Genomic DNA, 23,764 nt, shown 5'->3' with positions numbered 1-23,764 from the left:
CCGGGGTGGATACGTTGTGGCGAGCGCTAGACGATGCCCGGCGCAGCCGCTTCCAGCACGTTCACGCGTTTTGGAATCAGCTTCAGGTCAAAGAACGTATCGGCGATCTGCTGCTGCTCCGCAAGAATGGCTTTCGTGATAGGGCCCGTGCCGAACTGCACGCGTGCGATTGCCTCGCTAGCCGCATCGTTCGGCAGACCCCACAACTGCGCGAGCTGGGTGGCGAGCGCGGCCCGGTTAGCCTGCCCCCATTGGTCGATCTGGCTCAATTCGTCAATGAGAATTTTAATGACATCGGGGTTCTGCTTCGCGTAGCTGAGCGACGAGAAATAGTAGGCGCGGTTGCCGACCACGCCGCTCGCGTCGGCGAGAATCCGCGCGTCGAGGGTTTTTTGCGCGGCGGCGAGGAACGGGTCCCAGATCACCCACGCATCGATGGAACCGCGCTCGAACGCCGCGCGCGCGTCGGCGGGTGCGAGGAACACGACTTTCACGTCGCCATACTGGATGCTGTGCGCTTGCAGGAGCTTCACGAGAAAATAGTGGACGTTGCTGCCGCGATTGAGCGCAATCGTCTTTCCCCTGAGATCCGCCACACTGCGTAGGGCTGAAGCGTGAGGCACCAGCACCGCTTCCGACTGCGGGCGCGGCACCGTGGCCGCGACGTAGGCGAGCGGCGCACCCGCTGCCTGCGCGAAGATGGGGGGCGCCTCGCCGACGTCGCCAAAGTCGATCGAACCCACGTTGAGCGCTTCGAGTTGCACCGGGCCTGCGTCGAACTCTGTCCACGTGACGGAGACACCAAGCGGAGCGAGCCGCTTCTCGAGGGTTCCACGTCCTTTCAAAAGACTCAGATAACCTTTCTGATTGCCTACGCGCAACGTACGCGCTGCGCTGGCCGCGCGCGCGGGACCCGCGCTGAGCATGGGCAACGCGGCGAGCGCAGCGGCTCCCGCTGAGATGCGAATGAAGTGACGGCGTGCGTTCATGCTCGGTTGTCTCGACGTGAGGGCGACAGTGAATAAGGAAGAAGCCGATGTTATAAGCCGCGCGGCGCAGCGAAAACCATCAAATCCTGCGTTTCTAATTCTCGCCGCAGATAACCGTATTGCTTTGCGTTCCATGTCACCAGCCGATATGTAAATCTCGATTTAATATTGGCCGCCCCAAAGGCTCACAACCATAATCGGCCTTCCCAGACCGCGAAGGCCTCCATCGTGATAAATAAATTAGTTATCCAAATAGTATTTTCCACTATCGCACTGTTTGCGCTGCAATTGCCGGTTGTGCACGCTGCCGACAATGCCGCTCACGTGTTGCGCGTAGGCTTCGTGCCCGGCCCATACGCCGACGAATTCCGCGAAGGCGTCGAGCCGCAGCTAAAACGCAAGGGTTACACCGTTCAGTACGTCAATTTCAGCACCGGGCTCGAAGCGAACCAGGCGGTGTGGCACGACGAGATCGCGGCGGACGTGATGCAGCACACCGTCTATCTGAAGGCATACAACGACCGGAACGGCACCGATCTCGTCGGCGTCGTACAAGTGCCGACACCGCCTATGGGCCTCTACTCGACTCGCCATCGTTCGCTCTCCGAGGTGAAAGCCGGCGCAACGGTCGCCGTGCCGAACGACCCCGTCAACCTCGAACGCGCGCTCAAGATTCTCCAGTCGATCGGCTGGATCCGCATTCGCGAGAATCCCAATCCTGTCGATGTCTCCGAGCGCGACGTGGTCGCCAATCCTGCTGGCATCCGTATCGTCCCGCTCGAAACCGCACAGGCGCCGCGCGCCCTCGAAGACGTCGATTTCGCGGCGATCCAGGGCAACTTCGCCATTTCCAGCGGGCACCGTTTGACCGAAGCGCTGGCGCTCGAGCAAATGCGCTCGCCTTACGTGAATCAAGTGGTCGTCAAATCGGCGAACCGCAACTCACCGGAGACCGCCGATATCGTCGCGGCCTATCGGTCGGAGGAGTTCCGTGCCGCGATCCTGCGCAATGAGACCTACAAAGGCTATCGCCTGCCCGATTACTTCCCGCACTAACGCATTCCAGATTGCCGCTGTCTAGTCTCGACCACGTTTTAAAACAAGACCCCAACCATGAAAAAAACACTTCTCGCGCTCACTACCATCGCACTATCACCCGCCGCAGCCTACGCTCAGAGCAGCGTGACGCTGTACGGTATCGTCACGGGCAACGTGACCTACACGAACAACGTGCAAACAGCGGCAACGGCCGCCGGTGGCAAACCCACCGGGGGCGGCCAGGTCGCCCAGTTCGACAGCGGCACCTCGGGCCCGAGTTCGAGCCGCTGGGGCCTGAAAGGCACCGAAGATCTGGGTGGCAGCGTGAAAACGCTGTTCGTGCTCGAAAGCGGCTTTAGCGTGAGCAATGGCACGCTCGGCCAGGGCGGCACCCTGTTTGGCCGTCAGGCATGGGTCGGGCTCACCGCACCGAACTACGGCACCGCGTCGCTTGGGCGTCAGTCCGACGCCGCGGTGGATTACGTGTCGCCGCTGCTCTATGCGTGGTACTTCGGCAATCTCGCGATCCATCCGGCCGACTACGACAACCTCAACTTCACACACCGCATCAATAACGCGATCAAATACAGTTCGGACTCCTTTGGTGGATTCCGGTTTGGCGCGCTATACAGCCTGGGCGGGATTGCCGGCAACTTCACGCAGAACCAGTACTGGTCCACGGGCTTCAGCTATACCGGACCGAGCGTTGCGATCGCCGCGTCGATCATCAATGCGCGCAATCCGAACAACTCGCTCTATGGCACGAATGCGAACGCGAGCGCCACGGGCAACAATCTCGGCTCGGCCGGTTCCGCCACGAGCCCGGCATCGAATCCGTCCATCTCGGGATTCGCCTCCGCGCGCACGCAGCAAACGGTCGCCGTGGCCTCGACCTGGACCATCGGCTCGGCCATCCTGGGCCTCGCCTGGTCCAACACGCAATACCGCGATCTCGGCGCTACGGCCTCGCTCAACACGCAGAACTACCACGGCACGGCCTCGTTCAGTACGGTGGGCGCGAGCGTGCGTTATCAGGTCACGCCGTTCCTGCGCGTGGGCACGTCGTTCGATTACACGAATGGCGGCAACCTGAACGGCAGTGGTGGCGCGCGCTATGAGCAGTGGAACCTGGGCGCCGGCTACTCGCTCTCGAAGGCCACCGAACTGTACGCAACGGCCGCGTACCAGCACGCAAGCGGCGTGGACTCGTGGGGCCGCCAAGCGGTCGCGGACATCGGCTACCTGTCGCCCTCGACAACGTCGAATCAGGTTGCGGTGTCTGCGGGTATCAAGCACCTGTTCTAACGCGCAACGCGAGCCGCCGTTCAGCCGATTCGAGGGCGCCGGCTCGCTCGTCCATCCTGTTGGATAATGAGGCGTTCGTTTGGACGCGCACGCTCATCCGCCCTACGATGCGTGTCGCCACTCTCACTCCGGAACGCCTGCCATGTCCTCAACATCCGCTTATCTTCCGCACGATCTCGACAACGCGCTGCTCGTCGGCCGCGTCTGGCGGCCCACACCAGAGGGCGACGGCCCCTGCGTCGTCGTCGTGCGCGGCGGCATGGTCTTCGACATTTCGCAGATTGCCCCCACCACGGCCGACTTGTTCGAGTACGACGATCTGCTCGATGTCGTGCGGCATACGCCCGGCGAGCCGCTCGGCACGGTTGATGCGCTGCTCGAACACAGCCTCGCGGGCGATCGCCCCGACGACCGCCCTTCGCTGCTCGCGCCGTGTGACCTGCAGGCCATCAAGGCTTGCGGTGTGACGTTCGCCGTGAGTCTTCTGGAGCGCGTTATCGAGGAACAGGCCGGTGGCGATCCTGCCAAAGCGCAGGACGTGCGCGCGGAAATCACGAAGCTGATCGGCGCCGATCTTTCGAAGATCAAGCCCGGCTCCGCGGCCGCGATCAAACTGAAGGAAGAGCTTCAGCGCCGGGGCGCGTGGTCGCAATACATGGAAGTGGGTATCGGCCCGGATGCCGAGGTGTTCTCGAAGTCCCAGCCGATGTCTGCCGTAGGCTTTGGCGCCGATATTGGCCTGCATCCCGCCTCTGCGTGGAATAACCCCGAACCCGAAATTGTGCTCGCGGTGAACAGCCGCGGCGAGGTGGTCGGGGCGACGCTCGGCAACGACGTCAATCTGCGCGATATCGAAGGCCGCTCCGCTCTGCTGCTCGGCAAATGCAAGGACAACAACGGCTCGTGCGCCATTGGACCGTTCATTCGTCTATTCGACGAAACGTTCACGCCCGACTCGGTTCGCGCCACCAGCGTTTCGCTGCGCGTGGAAGGTGCAGACGACGGCTTCCTGCTCGAAGGCGTGAGTCATATGCAGGAGATCAGCCGCGATCCGCTCGATCTCGTTTCGCAGGCGTGGGGACGGCACCATCAGTATCCGGACGGTTTCATGCTGTTCCTCGGCACGATGTTCTCGCCGATCAAGGACCGAGACGCGCCCGGCAACGGCTTCACCCATCACCTTGGCGACCGCGTCACGATCAGTGCGCCGCCGCTTGGCGGCATCGTCAACACCGTGCGGCTTTGCACTGAAATCGAACCGTGGACGTTCGGTGTGCGGGCGCTTTACGCCAATCTCGCCGAGCGCGGTCTTTTTTAGGGTTCTTCGTGGATTTGCGGGGAGATCGGTTGCGGGCAGGCGGTAGTCGGCCCTAATCGGCCAGTTGGAAAAGATTGGGCAATGTCGTGTTCAACGACGTGAGACACCGAAGCTCATCGGGGCGCCATGATGCGCAGCACAGGATGCCCGTCGACGTCCTTCAGCGGATACCAGGACCGATGCGTCTGCGCATCGACAGTCACAACATGCGCGTTCGGCCCGACCCTGCCGTCGCCGATCCTCGTCACGCGGGTCGCGCCCACACTGAACATTGACACGATGCCCGCCTCGCCGGCCACGTAAGCCACGCGCAATACGGGATCGAACGCCAGCACATCCGGATCGCCGCCGACGTCGTACGCCTCGACAACCTTCATCTTGCGCATGTCGAGCACAAGCAGGCGATCGTTGTCCTCACAAGCAATCAGTGCGAGGCGTGATTCCGGAATGAGCAGCAGTCCGTGATTGCCTTTCGCGCCCGGGAGCTCAATACGCGCAACAACCGTGTTGCTGGCCGGGTCTATCTCCACCAGTTGGCGACGTGTCTGTACGTTGACGAAGATGTGTCGCGAGACCGGGTCGTATTGCGAATTGCCCACTTCACCGTCGAGTGGAATCGTCGCAATACGGCGGTTGCCCGGGACATCGATCACCGTCTCCGTTTCTCCTGTCTCATCGGATACGAAGAGTCTGCGCGTATCGGGCGCGTACGCCATGCCGTCCGGATAGACGCCACCGGGCGCCCGTGCGGTGATCTTCAGTGTGCGCTCGTCGATCGCGACAATCTCGTTCGTGCCGGTCGCCGAAGCGAACACGCGGGACAGTTCGGGAACCGCCAACACGCCGTGCACGGCGGAGATGCCGGGAATACGCGCGACGACGCGCGATGCGAGTGTGTCAAATACGACGACTTCGCTGTCTCCCAGATGCGCGATGAACAGCAGATGCCTGCCGGGGTCGTAGCTTTCATAATCGAATCGTGACGCGCGTCCTGGCAACGGCACATCCTCGATGTGCTTCAGTGGCAGGTTGCCGCTCACCGCGTCATCCGCGCCATGCGCAATACAGCCGGCGCAGCTTCCGGCTGCAATCGCGGCCGCGAACAACATGCTGATGAGCGGCGCAGCGAAGCGATGACCCGCGTGCCCGTTGTTCACGATGATCCTCCGTCCGGCCTGATACGACGGAAAACTGCGAGCACCGCGAGATCGTAGGCGATCTTGAGCGTGCCGCACGCTATGAGTGGTGCGCCGAGCCAGCCGGCGCCGAGCAGCCCGCCGGCGATCGTCGGCGCGATAGCTGCCGCGAGGCTGCGCGGCACTGCCGTGAAGCTTGCAGCGGCCGGTCGTTCGGCTGGCGTCACCACGGCCATCACGTAAGCACTGCGGGTCGGCACATCGAGCTGCGACAGCGCACTGCGTACCAGCAGCAACACGAGGGTCAGCGGCAGCGAATACGTAAAGGCGGCAGCGATCAGGCACACGCTCGATGGAATGTGGGTGAACACCATCGTGTTGAGCAGGCCGATCCGGCGGGCAATCGGCGCAGCCGCCAGTTGCGAGCCCGCACTGAGCAGCCCCGACCAGAAAAAGAACTGCCCAGCGGCGGCGAGAGACAGACCGAAGCGCTGGATAAGCCACAGCGTCAGCAGTGAGTTCACGAGCAGCCCACCTGCAAACGCGTCGACGCTGAACAGCAGCGCGAGGCGTGTGACGATCCCGCGTGACGGGCCGAGCGGCGCCCGGACCGCCGCCGTGCATGCCTGACGCTTCGGCAGGCGGAGGTATAGCAGGAATACAGCGATGCCCGTTATCGCGTAGAGGATGAACATCCCGCGCATGGCGAGGAATGCGGAAACCCTGGAATGCGCCGCCATCCACTCCGGGAGCCCGGAAAGCAGCGCGCCCAACGCAGCCGACAGCCCACCCACCAGGCTGTAGCGGGCGAAGAGCGAGGTCCGGGCGTCGCCAGTCGCGGACTCGGCGAGCCGTGCGTGCTCAAGCGGCAGGAACAGGCTGACGTCACCCGAACTCGGATTGAGCGTGCCGACGAACGCGACCACGAGCAACGGCCATAGTGACGACAGGAATCCAAACGCAAGACCGGTTGCTGCCATCAGGGCGGCAGCGAAAAGCAGCAGCGCGCGTTGCGGATAACGGGTACCTAGCAGCCCGACCACAATCGTCGCAACGGCCGAGCCCAGAAGCGTGGAAGTGCCGATCAGGCCCACGGTGAGCTTCCCGAAGCCAAGCGACAGAAGATACGCTGGCAGCAGCACGGCGACGAAACCGTCACAGATCCCGCGCAAGCTCCTTGCTGCAAGCAGCAGCCATGCACCCCGGTCCACGCCCGCAGGCCGGAGCCGGATCGAAAGTGGCGCCCTGGCTGGAGTCATGGCAGTACCCGGGTTTTCGTCTCGACGTTACACCACGCGCGTACATCCTGCCCGCGTGCTTCAGGCCTGCGCGCGCGACAGCATTGCCGCCCGAAGTCTCATTGCAGCGTTATCCCAGTTGATGACGCTGCACAGCCGGTTGACACACGCGTTGCGGCGAAGGTACGTCGCGATTGCATGTGCATGCCTCGCCGTTTCCTGCACGCGGTTTTTCAGGCGTGCAGAGGGAGAAGCGGATAGAGCACGAGGCCGATCAGGGCGGCTGCGACGACGATCACGGGCTCCGGAAGTTTCCTGAAGCGCCACAGCAGCAGCACGGCTGCGAGCGCGATCAGCGCGGTTGGCCAGTCGATGACCGACCGCCTTGCAATGACGATCACCGAACCGGTAATCGCCCCAACAGCCGCAGCGGTGATGCCGTCGACAAACGCCTTCACGGCAGGCAGCCGCCCATATTTCTTGAAGTACGGTGCAGGCAGCACGGTGAACAGGTAGCACGGCAAAAACGTGCCGAGCGCGGCAACGCAGGCGCCTGCCAGCCCCGCAACCAGATAGCCGATAAACCCGACGGTGATCACGACCGGCCCCGGCGTGATCATCGCGACGGCCACCGCGTCGACGAACTGCTTGTCGTTGAGCCAGTGGTGTTCGGTCACGACGCCGCCGTAGAGGAACGGCACGATCGCGAGACCCGAGCCGAACACGAACGCGCCCGCCTTCGTGAAGAAAAGTGCAATCTGGCCGAGCAGTGGCAGATCCAGACTGCTGAACACACCTGCAAGTGCCGGCGCCTGCGTGGCGGCTAGCGCGTTGAGCCCACCTTTGCCCAGCCATCGGGGCGGCGCCCGGCGCAGCCAGTTGACGACGCCACCGGCGATGAAAAGCCACGCGATTTCTGATTCTGTAGCAACAGTCACCGCCGCGAGGGCTAGGTAGATAGCCCAGAGCAGCCGGTCTGCGCCGAGCGTCTTTGTTGTTAGCTTGTACGCGCTCATTGCAATGATGCCGACCACGGCAGCCCCGACGCCGTAGAAGACCGCCTGCATCCACGACAGTCCGCCGAAATGCGCGTAGGCCCAGCCCAGCGCGACGACCATGAGGAACGAAGGCAGCACGAAGGCAAGACCGGCGATGGTCGCGCCCAGCAGGCGGTAGTGGACATAGCCAAGATAGATGCCAAGCTGTGCGGCAAGCGGGCCGGGCATCATCTGCGCCAGTGCCAGCCCTTCGCGGTAGTCCGCTTCGGCGATCCAGCCGCGCCTCTCGACGAGATCGCGGCGCATGTAGCCGACGAGCGCAACCGGCCCGCCGAACCCGACCGTGCCGAGCTTCAGCATGTAAAGCGCCATCTGGCCACGCGTGTATCCGGGCACGTGCGCTGTCGTCGCACTCATGGGCGCCCCCCCGTATCGCTGCCTTTTTCACTGCCTGCGAAGTGGAGGTACATCGCATCGAGCACCGGGCTCATGCTGTCGAGCAACTGGTCGTCGTCGGCCGCGCGCTCACGGGTACCGGCCATGATCGCTTCGAACCCAACGGCTTCCGGTACGCTCGCGCCGCCTACGTCGAGCGAATGAACCATTACGCCGAGACGCAGGAGCGCCGGATCGCTGTCAAGACCGAAGCTCGCCAGCAGCACCTCGAACGTGACACGCTCGCCGACATGAGTGAAGGCGGCGCCGTCGAAATCGAAGCCGAGCACGTTGGCCGGGCAGGCGTCGGGCGACGTCAACCATATAAAGCTCGCGTCGCGGTCGATAAACCGGCGGATCAGCCATGCGCTTGCCACCCGGTCGACCCACAGCCTCCGACGGGTAGCCCAGGTCCGCCCCTGATAGTCGCTTGCGGACAGTGAACGGATCGCGCGATCGGCTGCATGCGGCTCGCCTGGCGAGAGCACGGTATCGACGTGCGCCACAAAATCCTGCCAGGCCACCTCGGCGCGTGTGGTCGCTTCGCCCGGAAAATAGTCGATCGCGACGATGGTTTCGTAGTCCTTGCGCAGGCGGCGCAGCAGCTTCGTCAGATCGGCGGCGGACTGACCGGAAACCGTCTTGCGCGCTTCGGCGAGCGCCCGGATGAAACCGTCGAACTCGTCTGTTCGATCGAACAGCGCGCGAAATTCGGCCTCCTGCGACGCGTCCAGACTGGGCGCACGCAACAGGTGCGCGGTACCGCCGCTTTCGCCAATGGCGACCGAAAGCTCGCGCAGCACGTTCTCGCGCTCTTCCGAGTACGGCAGCAGGTAGATCCCGTCGCGCAAAACGGCGCAGCCCCGCGCCTTGAGTGCGCGCCAGAAGCGCATGCGCGCCGTCGCGTTCTCGGTGGGCAGCGTCAAAACAAGCAGTGACCAGGTTTGCAGAGATTTCATGTAGATGATGCTACTGGCATGTAGCATCATCTACAAGTTAACTTTGCGCGCGAGCGTCAGATCGTTTAGTCAGGGGACGTGCCACGCGATCCCGGCATCACACCCGCTAAAGCGGTTCACCGTGGGTCCGAACGCCTGACGTTCGAATGCCACGACTCTGAGCGCTTTTCGCGGTAAAGCGGTGAGGCCGATCGACTTTGGGAAAGACCGCTGTGGGTCGATTTCGGGCGTTCGCGTAAGGCAGTAGTCGGCCAGGTGCGAACGCCTGGAAGCGGTTCACTTCACCTCGGGATTCTTTGTTCCATCTTCGGCCATGCCGCCATGGTCTATCGCATCTTCTTTCATCCCGTCTTTGGCCATGCTGTCGGCACTCATCGCGTCTGATTCCGTCGCACTGTTTGCGGTGGTTTCCTGACTCGTCGCGTCTGTGGAATTCGCGTCTGTTGACACACTATCCGCAGCGAAGGCGCCCGCAGCGGCGAACGACACGCAGCTGGCAAGAATGGTGGCAGTGAGCTTGTTCATGATGTGATCCCTCGGCGAACTGACGACGAAGCTGAAAATCCAAAGGCAAGTCGCTCGACGAGGGGAACCAGGTCTTGCCGCGAACCCGTGACGGGCGTGGCACCTGCCGGTACTCTCGCTCGGCGACTGCCATGTGATTCTTTGTCTGGACGCGTATGAAAGGGAGTCGGCATGCACTCCAAACGGCCTGGGTAAAGTCCCGACATGCATCAAGCGAGTCACCGGGAAGTGGCGGCAAGTAGGGACTGAATGGTGCCTGGGTGGTCCAACGACTGCGGCGATAGGGCAATGGCCGCCATACCCTTGAGAGGGGTCATCGCGGCAGCGGATGATCGAACGACGGCAGTGGGTCTGACGTGCGCCGCAGACTCCCAAAACAAAGAGGAAGAGCCGCAGCTCTTCCTCTCGTATTGCGCTCGACCCAAACCAATCAGTCGTAAAGCACTGCAGCGATCTTCGGGTCGCTCATATTGGTCTTGTCATACCAGTAAAAGCCCGTGTCGATTTTCTTCGGCAGCGTTTCGCCCTTCAACGCCTTCGCCGCAGAATCGACCACACACTTGCCGATACCGACCGGGTTCTGCGTGATCGCGCCCGCCATCAGGCCGGACATGATCGCTTCCTTTTGCTCCTTGCCCGAGTCGAAGCCGATCAGCACCAGTTTCTTGCCCGACTCCTTCACGCCAATCGCCGCGCCTTCCGCCGAGCCCTCATTGGCGCCGAAAATGCCCTTGAGGTTCGGGTTCGCCTGAATCATGGCCTTGGCGATTTCCGCCGACTTCAGGTGGTCCCCCGCGCCGTACTGCACGGAAACGATCTTGATGCCCGGGTGCTTCGTCTTCATCTCGTTGAGGAAGCCGTCGCGCCGGTCGATACCCGTGCGGCTCGTCTGGTCATGCACGATCACGCCGACTTCGCCTGCGTTGCCGATCATTTCCGCCATTTTGTCGGCGGCGAGCGCGGCGGCGGCGAGGTTGTCCGTGGCGCAGGTCGTGAGCGGAATATCGCTGTCCACGCCGGAGTCGAACGCGATCACGGGGATCTTGCTGGACTGCGCGCGTTTGAGCAGCGGAACGGCGGCCTTGCTGTCGAGCGCGGCTATGCCGAGCGCCTGCGGTTTCTTGGCGAGCGCGGCAGAGAGCATGTCGATCTGCTTGTCGACCATGGCCTCGGTTTCAGGGCCTTCGAACGTGATGCGAACGTTGTTCGCCTTCGCCGATTGTTCCGCGCCGGACTTCACGGCTTGCCAGAATTGATGCTGGAAGCCTTTCGAAATAATCGGAATGTAGGGTTCCTCAGCATAGGTCAGGCTCGACGCGCCCACGAGCGCGCCCACTCCGATTACGGCACTGATGAGTTTTCTTTTCAACATGACAGTTCTCCTCCTAAGGTGGGCCATAGACCTCCAGCCGTTGAGGGAGTCTTGTTTTACTCCCCGTTCTTTCCGTGCTTCTTCCATCTCCTCTTTCAACGCTTCTTGCGCCGCAAGATATCCGCATACACCGCGAGAATGATGATGAGCCCCGTTACCACGATCTGCCATTCCTGCGCGACCGACATGATGCGCAGGCCGTTCGTCAGCACGCTCATGATGAACGCGCCGATGATGGTGCCGAGTATCGTGCCCGACCCGCCGCTCAGCGACGTACCGCCGATCACGACCGCCGCGATAGCCTCCAGCTCGTAACCCTGGCCGAGCGCCGGCTGTGCAGAATTCAGACGCGAGGCGATCAACAGTCCTGCAATGCCGCAAATCGCGCCGCCAAGGCCATAGATCGCGATCTTCCAGCGATCGACATTCACGCCCGAAAGTCGCACGGCCTCTTCATTGCTGCCGAGCGCGAACGTATAGCGGCCAAGCGCCGTGCGGTTCAGCGTGATCGAACTCGCAATCGCGAGCACGAACAGAATCAGCACCGCGTTCGGCACGGGCACGCTGGGCAGGAAATAGCCGATCAGCGAGTCCTGCGAAATCATGTAGAAGTTTTCAGTGTCGGTGAAATAGATGGGCTTGTCCGACGAGACCACGAGCGAGAGCCCCTTGAGCAGCAGCATCATACCCAGCGTGGCGATGAACGGCGGGATTTTCATCTTCGCCGTGAGCGTGCCCGAAACGGTTCCGCACAGCGCGCCCGTTACGATTGCGGCGAGCACGCCGATCCACATCGGAAAATGCCAATAGGTCAGGAATACGCCGCAAATCACGGCCGTAAACGTCATCAACGTGCCAACGGACAAGTCGATGCCGCCCGTGATGATGACGAACGTGCTGGCAATGGCGAGCACGCCGTTCACAGCCGTTGCCTGCAGAATGCCGAGGATATTGTCCATCTGCATGAATGCAGGCGAAGCGAAGCTGAAAAAGATCAGCAGCAGGATCAAGCTGGCGAACGCGAGCATTTTCTGCAGCGCGGTAGGCGAGAAAATGCGCGCCTTTAAACCGGCCGACCGTTTCTGATCCGCCAGTGCTGCAGTATCCGATTGCATAGTCATGGATTCGACCTCTTGAGGCTCATGCCGCTTGCAAGGTTTCGCGCTGGGTCGCGAGATGCATGATGCGCTCCTGGCTCGCCTCGCTGGCGGAGAGTTCGCCAGTGATACGGCCTTCGCACATCACTACGATCCGGTCGCTCATGCGCAGGATTTCCGGGAGTTCCGACGAGATCATCACGATCGCCTTGCCTTGTTCCGCGAGCGCGCGCAACAGTTTGTAGATCTCGCTTTTCGCGCCAACGTCGATACCGCGCGTGGGCTCGTCGAAGAACAGCACATCGCAGTTGCGCTCCAGCCACTTCGCAATGACGATCTTCTGCTGGTTGCCGCCCGAGAGCAGGCGCACCGGCTGTGTGGGCGAAGGCGTGCGAATGGCGAGGAGGCTGATGAAATGCGCCGCCGTCTTGCGGATCTGCATGCGGCGCAAAAACAGATTCAGCGAGAGGAATTTGCCGAGATTGGACATCACGATGTTCGATTCGACGTCCATGCCGGTCGCAAGGCCAAAGCGCTTGCGGTCCTCGGAGAGATACCCGATGCTGTGCGCGACCGCGTCGCTCGGCGTTTTGATCGACGCCTTTGCGCCTTTCACGAAGATCTCGCCGGATTCGACCGGGTCCGCACCGAACACCGCCCGCGCGACTTCGGTTCGGCCCGCGCCCATGAGTCCTGCAAACCCGAGTATTTCGCCTTTGCGCAACGTGAAACTCACGTCCTTCACGAGCGGGCCCGCGTTCAAATGCTTCACTTCGAGCGCGACTTCGCCCTGCTGCGCCGGCCCCTGATACGGCGCGACGTCGGCGAGCGTTCTGCCGACCATCATGCCGATGATGGCCTGCACGCTCGTATCGGCGGCGCCGACGGTGGCCACGTATTCGCCGTCGCGCAGCACGGTGACGCGATCGGCAATCTGCTTGAGCTCATCCATCTTGTGCGAGATGTAGACGACCCCCACACCCCGCTCTTTCAACTGGCGAATGATGCGGAAAAGCTCGGCGATTTCCGCGTCGTTGAGCGCAGAAGTCGGCTCGTCCATGATGAGCACGCGCGAATCGTACGACAGCGCCTTGGCGATCTCGACCATCTGCTGGCTCGCGACGGTGAGCGAGCCGACCACGGTGCGCGGGTCGAGCTGCACGTGCATGCGCGCGAGAATCGCGCGCGCCTGCGCATTGAGTTTGTCTTCGTCGAGAAAGAGCCCAAGACGGCCGCGCGGCTCGCGGCCAATGAACATGTTCTGCGCGACGGTCAAATGATTCATCAGCTGGAGTTCCTGATGAATGATGCCGACGCCCACAGCCTGCGCCTCGCGCGGGCTTGCAAACGCGACATGCTGGCCATCGTAGAGAATGTCGCCCGAGTCGCGCGTATAGACGCCCGCGAGAATCTTCATCAAGGTCGACTTGCCCGCGCCGTTCTCGCCCATCAGCGCGTGCACTTCGCCCGCCATGAGCTCGAATTGCACTTCGTGCAGCGCTCTCACGCCGGGAAAGCTCTTGCTCAGCTTGCTAACGGAAATGAGCGGCGTCATGGCGCAAATCCGCAAAGAAAAGCCAGACACATTACCGGGGCCCCTTGATTCCGTGCGCGGCGAAGCTTCCGGCGCTGCACGAAGGTGGTTGAAGTACGGTCGTTGCTTGACGTAAGGCCAGGCTGCTTAGGGTACGTAGGTACTTAAGGTGCTTATGGCGCAAAGAGATCCGGCCGTGCTTTCGCCGACCGGCGCAACTCCTCGATCACCTGATCGAGATGGTCGTGCATGGCTTTCGCCGCTGCGTCGGCACGGCCGGCGCGAATGGCCTCGAAAATCCGTTCGTGTTCGTCGAGCGTATGAGCGAGACGCTCCGGGCTCGCCAACAATTGCCTTGCGCGATCGAGCGCATTGCGCGACACCGCGACGATCTCCTTCACGCGCGGCAGGTTCACCGCGTCGAGCAGGATTTCATGAAACGCGAGATCGAGCTCATGAAACACGAGGCGCTGACCGTTTCCCGCGACCTTGCGCTGCTCGTCGAGATTGGCGGCCAGTGCGTCGATCGTGGCGCTATTCTTCATGCGCGCGACACCGCGCACCGTTTCGACTTCGAGCGCGCTGCGAATGAACAGATGCTGCCGAATATCGTCGAGCGCGATCGGCTTCACGCGCGTGCCGCGCTGCGGCAAAACTTCGACGAGCCCCGCGTGCGCGAGCTTCGCCAGCGCGGCGGAAACCGGAAAGCGCGACACGCCCATGCGTTCGCAGACCGCCATCTTGTCGATCATCATTCCAGGTTCCAGCGCGAGCGTCACAATCGCTTCTCTGAGCGCCTGCTCGACCGCGTCAGTCAGACTGACGCGCTCGCCGCCCCTGATCTTTTGCAGTGCGACATAAGGATTGCCGGCGACACTCGCCACTTCGGATGAAGAGTTCACGGCGCGCTTGATTTTGAGAAGACATGCTAGCATGCTAGGTAGCAGATTCAGCGTTGTCAACGCGTGCAAACGCCTGGTTTTCCCCTACCCGAAAGCCGTCCCTTCCATAGGGAGTTCGAATGACCACGATCAGCAAGCTTTCCGTTCGCGACATCCGCTTTCCCACTTCGCGTTCGCTCGACGGTTCCGACGCCATGAACGCCGCGCCGGACTACTCCGCCACGTACGTCACGCTCGAAACCGATTCTCCTGACAAATTCACCGGGCACGGCCTCACGTTCACCATCGGCCGCGGCAATGAAATTTGCGTGACAGCCGTGAACGCGCTCGCGCCTCTGATCGTCGGCAAGCGGCTCGAAGACATCACCGCGAATATGGGCGCATTCTGGCGTGCATTTACTTCGGACAGCCAATTACGCTGGATCGGCCCGGACAAGGGCGCGATCCATCTGGCTACGGCGGCGGTCGTCAATGCGGTATGGGATCTGTGGGCCAAATCGGTTGGCAAGCCCGTCTGGAAACTGCTCGCCGACATGAGCCCCGAGGAACTCGTGCGGTGCCTCGATTTTCGCTATGTGACCGATGCGATCACGCCTTACGAAGCGTTAGCCATTTTGCACCGTCACGCGAAGACGAAGGGCGCGCGCGAAGCGGAAATGCTCGCGCAGGGCTACCCCGCCTATACGACCTCGGCGGGCTGGCTAGGCTACGACGACGACAAGATTCGCCGCCTCGCGCGCGAAGGCGTCGCGCTGGGCTGGACGCATTTCAAGCAGAAAGTGGGTGGCAATCTCGACGAAGACGTCCGGCGCGCACGCATCCTGCGCGAGGAAATCGGCGAGAACCTGAAGCTGATGATGGACGCCAACCAGGTGTGGGACGTGGACGAAGCGGTGGCGAACATGCGGCGTCTCGCGGAATTCGACCCGTGGTGGATCGAGGAGCCGACGAGCCCCGACGATATTCTCGGCCACGCGGAAATTCGCCGGCGCTTGGGGTCGATTGGCGTTGCCACCGGCGAGCATTGTCACAATCGCGTGATGTTCAAGCAACTGCTGCAGGCGCAGGCGATCGATTTTTGCCAGGTGGATGCCTGCCGCTTAGGTGGGCTGAACGAAGTGATCGTCGTGCTTTTGATGGCGGCGAAGTTCGGTATTCCAGTGTGCCCGCATGCGGGCGGAGTGGGATTGTGCGAGTACGTGCAGCATATTTCGCTGTTCGACTATCTGTGCGTTTCGGCTTCGCTGGAGAACCGGGTGCTCGAGTATGTCGATCATTTGCATGAGCATTTTGTCGATCCGGTCGTGATCCGCAACGGGCGGTATATGCCGCCGCAGCGGCCTGGCTACAGCATCGAAATGAAGCCGGATTCGCTCGAGAAATATACGTTCCCTGATGGTGAGGGGTGGCGGCCTTAAAGACCTTTACTCGCTCTCTGGCAGCAACCCAAGCGCCGCCCCCAGCGCTCTGCCCCGCTCACCTGCCATCAACTCGGCCAGAAGCTCCGGCAGCGGCTTGCCGCCCCAATCGAGCGCTCGCTTGAGCATATAGGGCACCGGGCTGTGGGGCTCGTAGCGCATGAGGTAGTCCGCAACAACGGCCAGCAGCCTGTACGCCTCGTCGCGCGACTGAGGCGCATCGAGCCTTTTCGGCCCCGTCGGCTCCTGCGCCGCGCCAGCCGAAGCAACCTGAACCGCTGCGGGCTCGAGCGCCGCCGGTTCCTGAATCGATGCGGCCTCAACCATCGGTACGTCCTCCCATGCGGGATGCTTCGTGAGCCAGTCGCGCAACACGCCCTCCATGCGCTCCAGCGTGTCCACCAGCGCCCCGAACGACGGCGCTTCCGCGCCGAGCCGCTGCGTGCACCACGCATCCAGCTTCGCAATTGGCGCGCGGGCCGAGCGCAGCGCCTGCAACTGGTCGCGCAGCGCGGCGGGCGCCGCTTCGTGCGCGGCCTGCGCCAGCGCCTGCGCCAACCGCGCGGCTTCCTCGCGCTTCGCCGCAGGCACGTCCTTGCGGTCTTTCACCGCAACGGCCTCGCGCTGCGCGCCCTGCCAGCGCGCAAGCGTCAGTGCCGTGCCATCGGGCCCCGCGCACAGAGCAATACGCCCGGCGAGCAAGGTCGGGAACTGCTGGGCAACCCACGCAAGCGGCGCGGCACGAAAACCCATGTCGCCGTCGCGCGGCAGCGGATGGATGTCGTCCGAATATCGCGCACACAATTCGCTCAGCAATGCGAAGCAAGCCGGCAACGCAACACTGCCATAGCGTTGCAGCCAGCTTTCGCCGAGCCATGCGGCAAGCGTCAGGTCCTTGCTCCGCCGTGCCAGGAGGTCCTCGCAGCCCGCTTCGACCGCAGCCCAGTCCGCGACCTTGAGCGTGGTTTGCCAGATACCCGCGGGCAGTGCCGGATCGTCCTCGCGGCGCGCCGCCTTGATCGCGTCGAACGCGGCATCGTGCAGCAGCGAGACGCCGGCGGGCGCATCGCCCGGTATGGGTTGAACGAGTGCTTCGATGTCGAATGCCGGGTTCATCCGTGCCCCGCCTGGGTGGTCGAGTTGCTCGACGGATACGGTCCATAAGTGACCGCAGGCGTGCCGTACACGCTGTAGCCCGGCGCCGCGTATGGCAGGTCGGGCCACGTGAGCGCCGTTTTCGCTGCGCCCGTCATGCCCACGCGCATGAACATGCGCGCGGTTTGCGTACCGCCGTTGCGGTCGCGCACCGGCACGCTCAGCACCATGCGCGCGCTTCCCGCTCCGGCTCCCGTGCCGCCATCCGGGCCATCGTCCGGCACCCCGTGCAGGCGCACAAGGCGCAACAGCGCCCATGTGTCGTTTGCCGCCCAGGTGGCGGCTTCGCCATCGACGGAAAGCGTCGGCTGCGAAGCGTCCTGCATCGGCCGCCACGGGCCGTCCTTCGCCCAGCGCAGGCTCAGCGCGGCGGGCTGGCCCGGCGCCCAGCGCAGCGGCGTGCCGGCTACAGCGGGCCAGGCGAGCGTCTGGCTGCCGCTTGCGAGCGACCACTGGATCACCTGGTCCGCGCCGGCTTCGTCCGCGCGGTCGATGCGCCAGTCCACCGCCACGTCCACGCCCACGAGCGCGCCGTCCGCGCCGCGCGCCACCAGCGCGTCGAGCCAGGGCTTCGCGCGCGCGAGCTTCGCGAGAAACTGCTGCGCGCCCGCTTGCTGGCCGCCGCTCGCCGCCGCGGCGCTCATGCCGCGTTGCGCGTCCGCGAGTTTCGCGTCGAGCAGCGCCACGAACGCCGCCGTCTGGCGCAGGTCGGCGGCCTGCGCATTCGCGTCGGCGGAGAACGGGAAGCGCCCGGCCAGATACCGCGCGAAATAGCCGCGCAACTGTTCATAGGCCTCACCGCCGGTGCCGATCTGCAGCCGGTAGCAGCGCTCGCGCGCGGATGAGACGAGCCGCATGCCCGCGCTCGAGACAATGTCGCCCGCGCCCGGCACATCGACCTGCGCTAGCGAGGCGCTGCACGTGTCGAGGTCCATCTTGTCGAGCTGGTTCGAGATGATCGACGGCACCGCCACCAGCGCGCTGGCCGGGCTGCGCGCGCGGTATTGCGCGAGGTCCGCGAAGAGCGCCTTCCAGCGCGCAACGAGCCGCGCATCCGCGGTGGAGAGCGGCGGGTTCTGCGCCGTGAGCCAGTCGAGCGCGCTCGACGCGAGCGTGGCCGTGTCGGCCACCGCGCCCGCCTGGGCGGAGAGATAGGTTTGCAGCGCTTCGGGCGTCGCGGCCCCAAACGCGCGCATCGACCCGCCCGCGTTGCCGTTCCAGGCCGAGAAGTCGCCGCGCACGGGCCGGAACGGTTCGAGCGATTGCAACTGCGCATCGGTCGCGCGCAGCACGTCCAGCGCGGCGTCGCTCACGCGCAGGGCGACCGCCTGTGCGAGATCGGGGCGGCCGAGCGAGTCGAACGCTTCCACGAGATCGGTCGCGTTCTTGCGCAGCGTGTCGAACGGAGCACCTTGCGTTTGCGGCGCATACGCGACGTTGCGCGCCCCATTCGGCGCCGCGGGCGCCGACAGCGCGGCGACCATGCTGTGCACGGTCGCGTTGCCGGCCGCAGCGAGGAGCGGCCCGCGCCACGCTTCGGGTGCCTGCGCCAGAAGTCCCGCTGAATATTGCTTGTAGGCCGGCAGGACTGCCAGCGCGCGCTGCGCCGAGTCCGCATCCACGCCGCGAATTTCGGCCATCGCATTGCCCTCGCCCGCAACGAACGACTGGCCGAGCAACGTGCGCAGCGCATCGCGCAGCGGCAGCAGGTCCGCCGCCAGTTGCAGCCCCGTGGCGGGATTGGAGACCAGCACGCCGGGCAGGTTGCCGCTTGCGAGCCAGCGTGCCGCGAATGCGCTTTGTTCGCTTTGCTCGTGCTCCAGCACGCTCGCCACCGGTGTCGCGCCGATCAGGCGCAGGCCTTTTGCCGTATCGAAGGTCGCCGTGAGTCCCGGCACGAGTTCCTGGCCGTGGGTGCCCGCCCAGCCGTGGTCGGCGGTATCGACCTGGGTGGCGAGCGTGTCGATGCGCGTGGCCAGTTCGGAGAGCGAAGCGGTGCTGGGAACCGCGCCGGGCGCCTTGAGATCGGCGAGCATGGTCTGGATATGCGCAGCGTTCGTCGTGAGCGAGGAGTCCTGATAAATGTCGTCGAACCAGCGGTCGAAGGTCTCCTCGAAGCACACGCTCGCGCGCGCTTGCGCGGCGCGCGCCTCGGTGCCGTCGAACGGCAGTTGGCCGCCGTCCACGGCGCTCGCACGCACCGCGTCGTCGAGCCCCGCGCGGTCGGCCACATGATCGGGCGAAAAGCTCACGCCTACCGCCCCGCGCATGAGCTGCGCAAGCATGACGGTGTTGCCCGAGTCGCGCTCCACCAGCTCGTTGTAGTTTGTGATGAGCCGCTCGGTCTGCGCCGCGTTCGTGACGAGCCGCGTGCCCTGCGTATATTCGGGCAGGTCCTGGGGACGCCGCGCGGCGGCCGCGAGGCTCGCGTTGACGTCCGACCCAACGGGGGCGCCTGCGCAGTTCAGATCGGCGAGACGGCTGATGAGCCGCGCGCGCAGCGGTGTAAATACGAGCCCGCTCAGCACGTGGTATTGCGCTTCGTCGAGCCGCCGCCGCAGGCCGAAATACGACAGCGGCATGAACGGCGTGGCGAGTTGCCAGCGCGGCACCTTGACGAAGGCGTTCGCGGCGCTGCCCAGTGCGCCTGCCGCCGCCGCTTCGCCACCGCTCGCGCCCGTTTCGTGCCAGGCGGCGCTCGCGAGCGCCAGCGCGTCGTAGCTGCTGGCGAGCGCACGCGCGTCGCTGCGCACATGCCACGTGGTCACGCCAAGCCCCACGCACCAGCACACGCCCAGCGCAATCGCGGCGAACGTGGCAATGCGGTAGCGGCGCATGCGCAGCGCGAGCACGCGCGGGATGGCGAGCGCGAGTCCCTGCCCCGGCATCAGCACGTCGTGCCACAGGCGCGACGCGAAGGCCGGTGCATCCTTGCGCGCCGCATTCGTGATGGCGGGCTCTTCGCGCTCCTGTGCCTGCGGCATCGCGCCCACGCACCAGATGCCGCGCATGAGCGGCGCGGTGCCGTCGGCGGCGCCGCGCAAGGTCGGTTCGATGTGCTCGCGCAATGGCTCGCGCAGTGTGTCGATGCGCTGCGGCAGCAGGAACACGTCGCCGTCCAACGCGCCGTCGAGCGTACCCATTTCGGTGACCGTCGCCGCGAGCGCGCGGCTCATGTCCGCGAACGCTTCGTCTACCCAGGCGGGCTCGAAGGCGCGCCGCGGCGCATAGGGCGAGGCCCAGCCCAGCGGCGTTTCGATGCGCTCGCGACGCAGGCGTGCCGCGAGCGCGTCGAAGCCCGGCAGCGCGTCGCAGCCCGTGACCACCACGTAGAGCGGCAGCATCTGCCCGAGCTGGCGTTGCAGCGCGAGCACCGTGCGCGACGCTTCGAGCGCGGCATCGGTATCCGCGCGCGCCGTGCCGTTTTCGTCGATGAGCGTATCGAGCGCGATCACCCAGACGAGCGCGTCGAGCGGCCGCCCCGGCCGGTTGCGCAACAAGCCGCGCAGCAAACGCCCGCCGGTCGCACCGCGCCGGCGCTCGGCGGCCGCGCGCGCGCCGAGCGAGTCGCCCGGCTCGGCAATCAGAATGCCTTCCGCGTCATGCCAGAGCCTGCCGAACCAGGCCGGCTCGCCCACGCTCGCGAGGCGCCAGCCGCGCGCCAACGCGTCGAGCGCCGCCGGTGTGCCCGTGGCCAGCACGCGCGGCACCGAGTACGGGTCGCGCACGCCCATCGCGTTGTGCGCCGCGCGCATCATGGCGGTGAAATTGCGCAGCGGCCTGCGTTCGTCGCGCGCGCGCACCCAGCGCACGACGAGCGCAGCCACGAGCCCCACGATCAACAGCGCGATCAGGACGATCAGGATGACGATGAGTGTGCTCGTCATGGACGGGCTCCCCGTGGCGCGCCGTCCGTGCTTTCTTCACTGGCTTCGTCGGCGTTTTGCACGCTCACCGGGACGATGCGGCGCGCCGCGAGCGTCGAGGGCGTCGAGAGCGGCGTAGTGGAAACCGTCTGCGCCGCGGGGGTGTCCTGCGTTTGCGGCGCGGGTTGCTGGTCGGCGGGCGGAGCCGGCGGCCGCAGTCTGCGGATCGTCCTCGCGCGCGGCAGCACCATGCCCGTGGTGCTCGTATGGTTGATCTGCGACGGACGCCCTTGCATCATCGACACGGTTTCGAACTGTTCGAGCGATGGACGCACAGGCGCCGTCGCGTAGAGCCACAGCAGTTGCGACACGCCGAGCAGCACCGCGAATCCGCCGCCCACGAACAGCGCGAGGCGTGCGCGGTCTGGAAACATCTGCGTGAGCGGCCGGGTTTCGCGCGGCGCCAGCGCGGCGCGTTCGAGCGGCGCGCCAAGCCGGTTGGGCTCCGGGTCGCGCTGCATGGCGAAGGCGAACAGTGCATGGCGCAACTGGTCGTGGCGCAACGCGCCCGCTTCGCCGCGCAGGCGGCCTCGAAAGCCTAACGTGAGGCAGGCGAGATAGACATTGGCAAGATCGCGCTGCGCCGGATCGCGTTGCGCGAGCAGCGTTTCAATGGCGGCCGGAATGCGCTCGCCCGCCGCGCGCGTGCCGAAAATGCGCGCTTCGAGCGGCCATGCCTCCCATGCGCTCGCGCCATTCCACGCGGAAAACAGCAGCAATTCGTCGAGCAGCGCGACATAGGCGTATTGCGCGGCGGCAATGTCCGCTTCGCCGGCCGCGCCGGTCCACGCCATGGCGTCGCGCGCGAGCTTGCGCGTGGCGGACTGCAACTGCGTGGCAAGCGTGTCGGCTTCGCGCTGGGGATCGGCCGGTGGTTCGGCGTTGGCGGCGTTTGCTGCATTCGCCGTGCTCGCGGCCTGGGCCACCGCGCGCAGGCGCGCGTTCTCCGCGAAAGCGAACGCCACGACGAATGCGCGCATGAGCGGCAGGCGCTCGTCGTTCGGGTCGCTGGTGTCAAGCATTGTCGGCTCCCGTGGGGCGCGCGTCGTCGTCGGCGTCGCCCGTGGGCGTGAAAAGCTGCACGGCCCAGGGCGCGCGGCCTGGCACGCTCGTGCGGACCTCGATGCACAACGGCTGCGCGCGGTCGAACCACGCGTCCTCCACGCCCACCGCGAAGAGCGTGGTGTCGTCTCCGGTCGCGTAGGCGGCGCGCTCCTCGCGCGCGAGGCGGCGGCGCGCGAGGCCCCGCATGCGCTGCCGCGCGAGCGTGGGCACGTAGGGCCGCGACGCGACAACGGCATGATCGAGCCACACGCTCGCGTCGTGCTCGCCGGCGTCAGGCGGCATGCGCAAACCGATCACGAGTTCGCGCGCAACGTTGCCGCCGCTTTCGAACGGCGGCGCGATCCAGAAGCTGCCACCCTCCTCGGTGAACGCGCGTACGCGATAACCCTGGCGGATCGTTGCGAGCGCTTCGTCCGCCCATTCGAGCAGCGGATCGAACGACGCGAGCAGCGCCATGTAATCGAACGTCGCGAAGGCGGGCACCCCGCGCTCCGGGCGCAACGCCGCGAGCGCGCCGGTCATGCCGGCAACGGCGCGATACAGCTCGGCCGGATGCGCGATGCCGGTGACGAGCGTCGCCTCCACTTCGGGCAGGCGGCTCCAGAGTGCGCAGAGCTGGCGCTCGATCTGCGCGGTGTCGTCGCGCTCCTCGGCACGCTGCGCCGCCTGCAGCCGCCCGGCCAGGAACACGCATTTCTCGCGCACGCGCAGCAGCAGCCGCATCACGCGTTGACCGAGCACCGAGTCGGCGCGCACGAACGGACACGGCGGCGCGTAGTCCGCAATCGCCACGCCGCCGCCCTGCTGCCTCACACACATGAGCGGCAAGCGGTCGAATTCGTGACGGCCGAGATCGGTCATGAGGTGCAGGCGCGGCGACCATGTCGTGATCGAAGCGGGCTCGCCGCCCGAGACAAGATCGGGAACATCCGGACTCTCGCGCTGGGTGTAGCGCCCGGTCTGCGGATCGAGCTGCCCGCCGCGGTATAGCGGCGGCACCGCGAGATAGATCGTGACCGCTTCATCCGGCGCGCTGAACGCGTGGCTCACGTCGATCTCCAGCACCGGGTCGTGCGGCGTGTGCCGAATGGCGAGACCGTCGGCCATGATCGCCTCCAGCGCACTGATGCGCACGAGCCCCTGGGCAAGCCCCGCGGCGTCGTGCTCGAGTGAAAGCACGCCCCAGTAGTGCGCGCGCGCGGCGCTGGCGAGCAGCGCGGCGTGCCCCGCCGCGTGCAGCGCCTGAGTCTGGAAATGCTGCGGCAGCAAGGGCATGCCGTCGAACCAGCAGACCGGATCGGGAAACGAAGTTCGCATGATGTGTTTGCTTTCTATTGCTAAACGTTCCGTCGTT

18 protein-coding genes are annotated in these 23,764 nt (G+C 64.9%); 4 read left to right on the top strand and 14 right to left on the bottom strand.

The features are described from left to right. Positions 1-26 precede the first annotated feature (26 nt). Positions 27-989: a sulfonate ABC transporter substrate-binding protein gene (locus tag U5A58_RS23275; RefSeq protein ID WP_321963179.1), complete on the bottom strand. Its 963-nt coding sequence runs from the start codon at positions 987-989 to the stop codon at positions 27-29. 246 nt (positions 990-1,235) lie between these two features. On the opposite strand from U5A58_RS23275, the gene U5A58_RS23270 reads away from it, so the two are divergent. The 3 genes from U5A58_RS23270 to U5A58_RS23260 all read left to right on the top strand — a co-directional run bounded on the left by U5A58_RS23270 (position 1,236) and on the right by U5A58_RS23260 (position 4,650). Continuing rightward, a complete protein-coding gene (locus tag U5A58_RS23270; protein WP_415774281.1) occupies positions 1,236-2,045 on the top strand; it encodes a MetQ/NlpA family ABC transporter substrate-binding protein in 810 nt (269 codons plus the stop codon). 57 nt (positions 2,046-2,102) lie between these two features. Further along, the gene (locus U5A58_RS23265; RefSeq protein ID WP_321915781.1) at positions 2,103-3,332 is read left to right on the top strand and encodes a porin; all 1,230 of its coding nucleotides are present in this window, start codon (positions 2,103-2,105) and stop codon (positions 3,330-3,332) included. Positions 3,333-3,474: 142 nt separating this feature from the next. Beyond that, positions 3,475-4,650 carry a fumarylacetoacetate hydrolase family protein gene (locus U5A58_RS23260; RefSeq protein ID WP_321963177.1) on the top strand — a complete coding sequence of 392 codons (1,176 nt, stop codon included), beginning with the start codon at positions 3,475-3,477 and terminating at the stop codon, positions 4,648-4,650. A 113-nt stretch (positions 4,651-4,763) separates the two neighbouring features. On the opposite strand, the gene U5A58_RS23255 is transcribed toward U5A58_RS23260, so the two are convergent. The 9 genes from U5A58_RS23255 to U5A58_RS23215 all read right to left on the bottom strand — a co-directional run bounded on the left by U5A58_RS23255 (position 4,764) and on the right by U5A58_RS23215 (position 14,879). After that, complete coding sequence (locus U5A58_RS23255; protein ID WP_321963176.1) at positions 4,764-5,807, bottom strand: YncE family protein; 1,044 nt, start codon at positions 5,805-5,807, stop codon at positions 4,764-4,766. Continuing rightward, positions 5,804-7,045 (bottom strand): MFS transporter, encoded by a 1,242-nt coding sequence (locus U5A58_RS23250; RefSeq protein WP_321963175.1) that lies wholly within the window; start codon positions 7,043-7,045, stop codon positions 5,804-5,806. The genes U5A58_RS23255 and U5A58_RS23250 overlap by 4 nt, the downstream gene beginning before the upstream one ends. Before the next feature lie 212 nt (positions 7,046-7,257). After that, the gene (locus U5A58_RS23245) at positions 7,258-8,439 is read right to left on the bottom strand and encodes a chromate transporter (protein ID WP_321963174.1); all 1,182 of its coding nucleotides are present in this window, start codon (positions 8,437-8,439) and stop codon (positions 7,258-7,260) included. After that, positions 8,436-9,416 carry a chromate resistance protein ChrB domain-containing protein gene (locus U5A58_RS23240; RefSeq protein WP_321963173.1) on the bottom strand — a complete coding sequence of 327 codons (981 nt, stop codon included), beginning with the start codon at positions 9,414-9,416 and terminating at the stop codon, positions 8,436-8,438. The genes U5A58_RS23245 and U5A58_RS23240 overlap by 4 nt, the downstream gene beginning before the upstream one ends. Before the next feature lie 276 nt (positions 9,417-9,692). After that, positions 9,693-9,941: a pentapeptide MXKDX repeat protein gene (locus tag U5A58_RS23235; protein ID WP_321963172.1), complete on the bottom strand. Its 249-nt coding sequence runs from the start codon at positions 9,939-9,941 to the stop codon at positions 9,693-9,695. Between the two features lie 430 nt (positions 9,942-10,371). Further along, positions 10,372-11,313: an ABC transporter substrate-binding protein gene (locus U5A58_RS23230; RefSeq protein WP_233885521.1), complete on the bottom strand. Its 942-nt coding sequence runs from the start codon at positions 11,311-11,313 to the stop codon at positions 10,372-10,374. A gap of 95 nt (positions 11,314-11,408) precedes the next feature. Continuing rightward, positions 11,409-12,434: an ABC transporter permease gene (locus U5A58_RS23225; protein WP_321963171.1), complete on the bottom strand. Its 1,026-nt coding sequence runs from the start codon at positions 12,432-12,434 to the stop codon at positions 11,409-11,411. 19 nt (positions 12,435-12,453) lie between these two features. Next, positions 12,454-13,965 carry a sugar ABC transporter ATP-binding protein gene (locus U5A58_RS23220; RefSeq protein WP_321939562.1) on the bottom strand — a complete coding sequence of 504 codons (1,512 nt, stop codon included), beginning with the start codon at positions 13,963-13,965 and terminating at the stop codon, positions 12,454-12,456. Positions 13,966-14,117: 152 nt separating this feature from the next. After that, a complete protein-coding gene (locus tag U5A58_RS23215) occupies positions 14,118-14,879 on the bottom strand; it encodes a GntR family transcriptional regulator (RefSeq protein WP_321963235.1) in 762 nt (253 codons plus the stop codon). A gap of 86 nt (positions 14,880-14,965) precedes the next feature. Here U5A58_RS23215 and U5A58_RS23210 point away from each other — a divergent pair, with 86 nt between their 5' ends. Next, entirely contained in the window at positions 14,966-16,264 is a 1,299-nt protein-coding gene (locus U5A58_RS23210; protein ID WP_321963170.1) for an L-fuconate dehydratase, read from the top strand. A 6-nt stretch (positions 16,265-16,270) separates the two neighbouring features. On the opposite strand, the gene tssA is transcribed toward U5A58_RS23210, so the two are convergent. The 4 genes from tssA to tssK are packed head-to-tail and all read right to left on the bottom strand — an operon-like array spanning position 16,271 to position 23,727. Beyond that, the gene (gene tssA, locus U5A58_RS23205) at positions 16,271-17,380 is read right to left on the bottom strand and encodes a type VI secretion system protein TssA (RefSeq protein WP_321963169.1); all 1,110 of its coding nucleotides are present in this window, start codon (positions 17,378-17,380) and stop codon (positions 16,271-16,273) included. Continuing rightward, positions 17,377-21,306: a type VI secretion system protein gene (locus U5A58_RS23200; RefSeq protein ID WP_321963168.1), complete on the bottom strand. Its 3,930-nt coding sequence runs from the start codon at positions 21,304-21,306 to the stop codon at positions 17,377-17,379. Before U5A58_RS23200 ends, tssA begins: the two co-directional genes overlap by 4 nt. Continuing rightward, on the bottom strand, positions 21,303-22,367 hold the full coding sequence (locus U5A58_RS23195) for a DotU family type IV/VI secretion system protein (protein WP_321963167.1): 1,065 nt from the start codon (positions 22,365-22,367) through the stop codon (positions 21,303-21,305). The genes U5A58_RS23200 and U5A58_RS23195 overlap by 4 nt, the downstream gene beginning before the upstream one ends. Beyond that, on the bottom strand, positions 22,360-23,727 hold the full coding sequence (gene tssK, locus U5A58_RS23190; RefSeq protein WP_321915765.1) for a type VI secretion system baseplate subunit TssK: 1,368 nt from the start codon (positions 23,725-23,727) through the stop codon (positions 22,360-22,362). Before tssK ends, U5A58_RS23195 begins: the two co-directional genes overlap by 8 nt. Positions 23,728-23,764 lie beyond the last annotated feature (37 nt).

Source organism: Paraburkholderia sp. J7, from assembly GCF_905220155.1.
Classification (GTDB): domain Bacteria; phylum Pseudomonadota; class Gammaproteobacteria; order Burkholderiales; family Burkholderiaceae; genus Paraburkholderia.
This window is presented reverse-complemented; position numbering and strand designations above follow the sequence as displayed.

What these genes read in the sequence shown, in the direction of transcription:
- U5A58_RS23275 (WP_321963179.1), bottom strand. Translation starts at nt 989, where the DNA reads ATGAACGCACGCCGTCACTTCATTCGCATCTCAGCGGGAGCCGCTGCG.
- U5A58_RS23230 (WP_233885521.1), bottom strand. Translation starts at nt 11,313, where the DNA reads ATGTTGAAAAGAAAACTCATCAGTGCCGTAATCGGAGTGGGCGCGCTC.
- U5A58_RS23245 (WP_321963174.1), bottom strand. Translation starts at nt 8,439, where the DNA reads ATGAGTGCGACGACAGCGCACGTGCCCGGATACACGCGTGGCCAGATG.
- U5A58_RS23210 (WP_321963170.1), top strand. Translation starts at nt 14,966, where the DNA reads ATGACCACGATCAGCAAGCTTTCCGTTCGCGACATCCGCTTTCCCACT.
- U5A58_RS23215 (WP_321963235.1), bottom strand. Translation starts at nt 14,879, where the DNA reads ATGCTAGCATGTCTTCTCAAAATCAAGCGCGCCGTGAACTCTTCATCC.
- U5A58_RS23195 (WP_321963167.1), bottom strand. Translation starts at nt 22,367, where the DNA reads ATGCTTGACACCAGCGACCCGAACGACGAGCGCCTGCCGCTCATGCGC.
- U5A58_RS23240 (WP_321963173.1), bottom strand. Translation starts at nt 9,416, where the DNA reads ATGAAATCTCTGCAAACCTGGTCACTGCTTGTTTTGACGCTGCCCACC.
- U5A58_RS23225 (WP_321963171.1), bottom strand. Translation starts at nt 12,434, where the DNA reads ATGACTATGCAATCGGATACTGCAGCACTGGCGGATCAGAAACGGTCG.
- tssA (WP_321963169.1), bottom strand. Translation starts at nt 17,380, where the DNA reads ATGAACCCGGCATTCGACATCGAAGCACTCGTTCAACCCATACCGGGC.
- U5A58_RS23235 (WP_321963172.1), bottom strand. Translation starts at nt 9,941, where the DNA reads ATGAACAAGCTCACTGCCACCATTCTTGCCAGCTGCGTGTCGTTCGCC.
- U5A58_RS23220 (WP_321939562.1), bottom strand. Translation starts at nt 13,965, where the DNA reads ATGACGCCGCTCATTTCCGTTAGCAAGCTGAGCAAGAGCTTTCCCGGC.
- U5A58_RS23200 (WP_321963168.1), bottom strand. Translation starts at nt 21,306, where the DNA reads ATGACGAGCACACTCATCGTCATCCTGATCGTCCTGATCGCGCTGTTG.
- U5A58_RS23260 (WP_321963177.1), top strand. Translation starts at nt 3,475, where the DNA reads ATGTCCTCAACATCCGCTTATCTTCCGCACGATCTCGACAACGCGCTG.
- U5A58_RS23265 (WP_321915781.1), top strand. Translation starts at nt 2,103, where the DNA reads ATGAAAAAAACACTTCTCGCGCTCACTACCATCGCACTATCACCCGCC.
- U5A58_RS23250 (WP_321963175.1), bottom strand. Translation starts at nt 7,045, where the DNA reads ATGACTCCAGCCAGGGCGCCACTTTCGATCCGGCTCCGGCCTGCGGGC.
- tssK (WP_321915765.1), bottom strand. Translation starts at nt 23,727, where the DNA reads ATGCGAACTTCGTTTCCCGATCCGGTCTGCTGGTTCGACGGCATGCCC.